Origin of the sequence: Micropruina sp., from assembly GCF_027492755.1 — a bacterium.
Classification (GTDB): domain Bacteria; phylum Actinomycetota; class Actinomycetes; order Propionibacteriales; family Propionibacteriaceae; genus Micropruina.
The window spans coordinates 1-5,857 of sequence record NZ_JAPUED010000075.1; the positions used below are offsets into that span (position 1 = coordinate 1).

Below are 5,857 nucleotides of genomic sequence, written 5' to 3' on the forward strand. Positions count from 1 at the left end.
GGACTCAGTCGGCGGGGCCGGCAGCGACCTCGGTCAACTCACGCCGCCGCTTCTCCAGATCGAGCAGAGTGGCGAACATGCGGTTGTAGCCGGGCTGGTCGTCGATCGGATTGGTGCGCTGCAGCTTCGACTTCAGGTTCGCGATCGCCCGCGACACGGTGAGCAGGCGCAACTTCGCGACGTACTCGGACGCGTACGCCGGACTGGCCGGACGCAGCAGCGGCTCGGTGGTCAATGCCGCGACGACCGATGACACCGCCGGGTCGGGATTGGCCGCCACCACCGGCTGCGGCCAGTCGCCGCCGGGCGCACCGGCGTCGAGGATGGCGGTGAAGATGGCCCGGTAGGTGGGGTGGGTGAAGTCGTCGGCGCCGACACCGTTCCAGTCGGTCACGAACACCTCGGGTGCCCGCACCATGAGTCGCAGCGTGCCGCGTTCCACCTCGAGCGACCGATCGCGCGGGTTCGGCATCGGCAGCCCCACCAAGGTCGGCTCGTCGGACGGCGGCTCGGCCTGCGGAGGCCGTTCGTGGTGCTGCCGGTCGTGGTTCGCCGACAGCTTGCGGCGTCCGGCCCGGGACACCTCACGCCGGACCTCCTCGACCTCGGCGCCCAGCATCTTGGCGAGCTCGTGCACGTAGCCGTTGACCAGTGAGCCGTCCCGGACGCTGCTGACCAGCGGTGCGGCGGCCCGTAGCGCGGCGAGCCGTCCGTCCACTCGATCAAGGTCGAATCCGGCGATGGTGCTGGCCATCACGTAGCGGTACAGCGGCTCACGGCGTCCGACCAGTTCGCGGACGGCGGCGTCGCCGTGCTGGATGCGCAGATCGCAGGGGTCGAGTCCGCTCGGCTCGATCGCCACATAGGTCTGCGAGATGAAGTGCTGGTCGCCGGAGAACACCTTCAGCGCCGCGGCCTGCCCGGCGGCGTCGCCGTCGAAGGTGAAGATCACCTCGCCGGCCAGCGCGTCCGTGGTGCCGATCAGCCGGGACAGCAGCCTGGCGTGGTCATCACCGAACGCCGTGCCGCAGGACGCCACGGCCGTATCGATACCGGCCAGGTGGGCCGCCATCACATCGGTGTAGCCCTCGACGATCACCGCCTGGTTCTTCTTGGCGATGTTCTGCCGGGCCAGGTCGAGGCCGTAGAGGACGTGCGACTTCTTGTAGACCGGGGTCTCCCGGGTGTTGATGTACTTCGCCGGCATCCGGTCGTCGTCGAACAGCCGCCGGGCGCCGAAGCCCAGCACCGAGCGGCCGGCGTCCCGGATCGGCCACAGCAGCCGGCCCTGGAAGTAGTCCCAGCCGCCCTCGCGGATCAGGCTCGCCTTGACCAGTTCGTCGTCGCTGAACTTGTGCGCCCGCAGATGCTTGGCGAGTTCGCGTCCGCCCATCGGGGCGAAGCCGACGCCGAAGTGCTCGGCGGCGTCCCGGTCGAAGCCGCGCTCGGCCAGGAACTGGCGGCCGGCGACGGCTTCGGGGCCGGTCAGCTGGCCGGCGAAGAACTCGGCGGCCAGCCGGTTCGCCTCCAGGATCCGGGACCGCAGGCCCGGTTCCACCCGGGCGCCACCGCCCCCATCGGTGTAGCGCAACTGGACGCCGACCCGGTCGGCGAGAAACTCGACCGCCTCGACGAAACTGCAGTTGTTGATCGCCTGCACGAAGCCGATCACGTCGCCGCCCACGTTGCAGCCGAAGCAGTAGTAGAAGCCGCGGGCGGGCGTCACCCGGAACGACGGGGTCTTCTCGTCGTGGAAGGGGCACAGCCCGGTCAGCGCTCCCCCGCCTGCCGGACGCAGCGTCACGTAGGAGCCGACGACATCCTCGATCCGGCTGCGCTCACGGACGGTCGCCAGATCCTCCTCGTTGATCAAGCCCGCCACATCCGGCAGTGTACGCAGCGGCACGGACGCCTTGTCGTCATCCCGGGTTCGCCCCCGGGATCTCAGCCCGGGCACTCAGCCCGGCGGTCCGGGGTGGGTGAGATCCCCGCGCTCGCCGGGACGACGCGTACCGCGACGAGCTACTGCGGACGCGGCAGCCGCGCCGGATCCCAGCCGAGCAGCTGGACGGCGGTGTCGAACGCGAACCGGTCGGTCATGCCGCCGACGTAGGCGACCGTGGCGTGCACCAGCCGGTCGGGGTCGTCGGGCGGCTCGGGCAGCCGTCCGGGGTTCTCCAGGTAGAACGACACCAGCGCCTGCAGCACCGCGATCACCGCCGCCGACTGGGCGAGCGACTCCGGCCGGGTGTAGATCCGTTCGTAGTTGAAGCTGCGCAGTTCGGCCAGCGCGGCCGCCACCGGCGCACTCATCCCGATCTCGCCGGTGGCGACCGCGGTGCCGATCACCTCGCGGACGAAGATGCTGAGCTGCTCCCGCCGGGTCGCCCCGGCCACCTCGACCACGGCGTCCGGCACGTCGGCCAGAGCCACGATGCCGGCACCGACGGCGTCCTCGAGGTCGTGCGCGCAGTAGGCGATCCGGTCGGCCCAGCTGACGATCTCGCCCTCCACCGTGGCCGGCGTGGGCCGCGACCAGGAGTGGTTGCGGATGCCGTCCAGGGTTTCCAGGCAGAGGTTGAGCGGGGTGAGCACCACGTCCGCACCCCACGGGCCGTGGTCGTAGCCCTCCGGCAGGAAGGGGTCGAAGGCATCCTCGCTGGCATGCCCACCCGGACCGTGGCCGCAGTCGTGGCCCAGCGCGATCGCCTCGGCGAGTGCCACATTGGCGCCCACGCCGCGGGCGATCGAGGTCGCCACCTGGGCCACCTCGAGGGCGTGGGTGAGCCGGGTGCGCTGGTGGTCGGTGGGATGGACGACCACCTGGGTCTTGCCGGCCAGCCGCCGGAACGCGGTCGAGTGAACGATGCGGTCGCGGTCGCGTTCGAAGCAGGTCCGCTCGGGATCGGGCGCCTCCGGACGCACCCTGTTGCCGGCCCCGTAGGCCAAAGTCGCACCGGGCACGAGCCGTTCAGCCTCCCAGGCTTCGCGCTGCTCGCGCAGGATCGGACGCTGCAAGCCCAGCCGGGCGCCTGGTTCAGCATGGGCTTGTACCACGGCCTCGCCGGGGTGGCCGGACATGGTGGTCGCCCAGGCGATCGCTCGCGGGGTCAGGTCAGCCATGTCCCCATCTTCGCAGTAGGTCACGAGTCGGTAACCATTCGTCGCGACCCGTAGGCAGGTAGAAGTTAGGAAGGTTTACTAACTTCCATGCAGTACCCGATCCGACGCAAGCTGCGGCCCAAAGATGCCCGCCGCAGCAATCGCTCGTTCGTGCTGCAAGCGGTCAACGACAACCCGCCGCTCTCCCGCGCCGACCTGGCCCGTGAGACCGGCTTGACCAAGGTCACCATCTCCGACCTGGTCGCCGAACTCATCGACTCCGGCCTGGTGATCGAGACCGGCACCAGCGAAATGGGCCGCCCCGGGAAGCCGTCCACGCTCTTGGCGCTCAACCCGGCGGGCCGGGACATTCTGGCGATCGACCTCTCCGCTCGCGACCAGGTTCGAGGTGCCGTGCTGTCACTGCGCGGCGAGCCGGTGCTCACCAAGGTCCGCGCGCTCGACGGCGCCACCGGGCAACAAGCACTGGACGCCGCCCGCGCCCTCGCCGCCGAACTGGTCGAAGCCGCCAGCCATCCGATCCTCGGGCTCGGGGTCGGCACCCCGGGAACCGTCGACCCGTCGGGCACCGTGTTGTGGGCGCCCAACCTGCACTGGACCGGCCTGCCGCTGCAGGCCCGGCTGCAGGACGACCTGGGCCTGCCGGTCAAGGTGGAGAACGACGCCAACGTGGCCGCCCTGGCCGAGCGGCGCTTCGCCGGAGCACCCGGCAATCTCGTCCGGATCCAGTTCTCGCGGGGCGTCGGCGCCGGCCTGCTGGTCGGCGGCCGGCTGGTGCACGGCGCGGCCAGCGACGCCGGCGAGATCGGTCACGTCACGATCGGCGAGAACGGCCCGCTGTGCGGGTGCGGGAAGACCGGCTGCCTGGAGGCGTGGGCGTCCGTTCCGGTGTTGCGCACCCAGATGGACGCCGATCCCGGGCGTGCCGACGACATTCTGGCCCGCGCCGGACGCCGGCTCGGGCTGGCGCTGGCGCCCGTGGTCGGCATGCTCGGCCTCCAGCACATCGTGGTCGGCGGGCCGGCGGACGTCGTCACTCCCGCCCTGCTGGACGCCGCACGTTCCTGCATCGTCGAACGCACCCGATCCCAGTTTCGGCCCCAACTCGAACTCGTCGCCAGCTCGCTCGGCGAAGACGCCGTCCTGCTGGGGGCGGGCGCCCTGGTGACGCTCACCGAACTCGGGGTCACCTGACCCGACCAAACACAGCCCGTCAACCCGCACGACCGAAAGGAATGCAATGAACAAGAAGCTGTCGGCGCTCACCCTGGTGACCGCCTCGGCCCTGGCCCTGGGCGCCTGCTCGTCCGGAACGGCCAGCAGTCCGTCCGCCGCCGTGTCGGCCGGACCGCAGAACATCACGCTGTGGCTCGCCGGCGGTGACACCCCGGACGCCCTGCGCGACTACCTGAAGACCACCTACCAGGCGAAGAACGGCGGCACACTCACCATCGAGGAGCAGGCCTGGCCCGATCTGGTCACCAAGCTGACCACCGCGTTGCCGGACGAGAACAACACCCCGGACGTGGTCGAGATCGGCAACACCCAGTCGCCGACCTTCACCAACGTCGGAGCATTCTCGGACATCTCGGATATGTACCCCGAACTGGGCGGTGACAAGCTGCTGCAGTCGTTCGTCGAGGTCGGCAAGGTGGACGGCAAGAACTACACGCTGCCCTACTACTTCGGCTCGCGCTACATGTTCTACCGCAAGGACATCTACTCGGCGGCCGGGGTGAGCGTGCCGAAGACCCTGGACGAGTTCAACGCCACGGTGAAGACGATCACCAGCAAGAACCCGAAGAACATCAAGGACTTCTCCGGCTTCTTCATCGGCGGCCAGGACTGGCGCAACGGCATCTCGTGGGTCTTCGCCAACGGCGGCGAACTGGCCAAGAACGAGGGCGGCCAGTGGACCTCGACACTGTCCGATCCGAACACGATCAAGGGCCTGACCCAGCTGCAGGGCATCTTCGCGGACGCCTCGAAGGCGCCGAAGACCGCCAAGGATCAGTCGCCGTGGCTGTACATCAACGACTCCGACGTGATCAAGGACGACGCCGACAACCCCAAGAAGGTGACCGGCAAGACCAGCCTGGCCGCCGCCACGATCATGGCCCCGGGCTGGGCGCACTGGTCGATCGGTGACCTGAAGAACGACAAGCGGGTCTGGAACGACGACAAATTCGGTGTCTTCGTGCTGCCCGGCAACGACGGCAAGCCAGCTCCGGTGTTCGCCGGTGGTTCGAACATCGGCATCTCGGCCAAGTCGAAGAACCAGGCCGGCTCGCGGGATCTGATGAAGATCATCTTCTCCCCCGAGTACCAGCAGATGCTCGGCAAGAACGGCCTCGGCCCGGCCAACTCCGACTACGTCTCCAGCCTCGGCACCGACCAGTTCGCCAAGGCGCTGATCGAGTCGGCGTCCAACTCGAAGCTGACCCCGGCCGCACCGGGCTGGGCCACGGTCGAGACCTCCGGCAAGCTCGAGGAACTGTTCGCCAAGATCGCCGAGGGTGGCGACGTCACCGCCCTGGCCAAGGAGTACGACGCCCTGCTCACCCCGATGCTGAACGGCAAGTGAGCAACACCGGGGACGGTTCGCTAGTCGGGTGAGCCCGGAGATCCCGGGGAAGCCCGGGATGACGAAGGTCTCACGTCATCCCGGCGGACGCCGGGATCTCCGAACCTCGAACATCGGGGGACGGTTCTTGAAAGTGCGAATTTCGAACGA

The 5,857-nt window shown here is 69.2% G+C and carries 4 protein-coding genes; 2 read left to right on the plus strand and 2 right to left on the minus strand.

What is annotated here, in order from left to right; translation table 11 throughout:
• Positions 1–4: 4 nt before the first annotated feature.
• Positions 5–1,882, minus strand: coding sequence for a DNA primase (dnaG, locus tag Q0066_RS04905; RefSeq protein WP_298130658.1), 1,878 nt, complete (start codon positions 1,880–1,882; stop codon positions 5–7).
• Positions 1,883–2,022: 140 nt separating this feature from the next.
• Positions 2,023–3,123, minus strand: a complete 1,101-nt coding sequence (locus Q0066_RS04910) for an HD domain-containing protein (protein ID WP_298130660.1) — start codon at positions 3,121–3,123, stop codon at positions 2,023–2,025.
• 87 nt (positions 3,124–3,210) lie between these two features.
• On the opposite strand from Q0066_RS04910, the gene Q0066_RS04915 reads away from it, so the two are divergent.
• On the plus strand, positions 3,211–4,317 hold the full coding sequence (locus Q0066_RS04915; protein WP_298130662.1) for an ROK family transcriptional regulator: 1,107 nt from the start codon (positions 3,211–3,213) through the stop codon (positions 4,315–4,317).
• Between the two features lie 46 nt (positions 4,318–4,363).
• Positions 4,364–5,707, plus strand: a complete 1,344-nt coding sequence (locus Q0066_RS04920; protein WP_298130664.1) for an extracellular solute-binding protein — start codon at positions 4,364–4,366, stop codon at positions 5,705–5,707.
• The last annotated feature ends 150 nt before the right edge of the window (positions 5,708–5,857 follow it).

Coding starts and splice junctions, on each gene's coding strand:
- Q0066_RS04910 (WP_298130660.1), bottom strand. CDS start 3,123: ATGGCTGACCTGACCCCGCGAGCGATCGCCTGGGCGACCACCATGTCC.
- Q0066_RS04915 (WP_298130662.1), top strand. CDS start 3,211: ATGCAGTACCCGATCCGACGCAAGCTGCGGCCCAAAGATGCCCGCCGC.
- Q0066_RS04920 (WP_298130664.1), top strand. CDS start 4,364: ATGAACAAGAAGCTGTCGGCGCTCACCCTGGTGACCGCCTCGGCCCTG.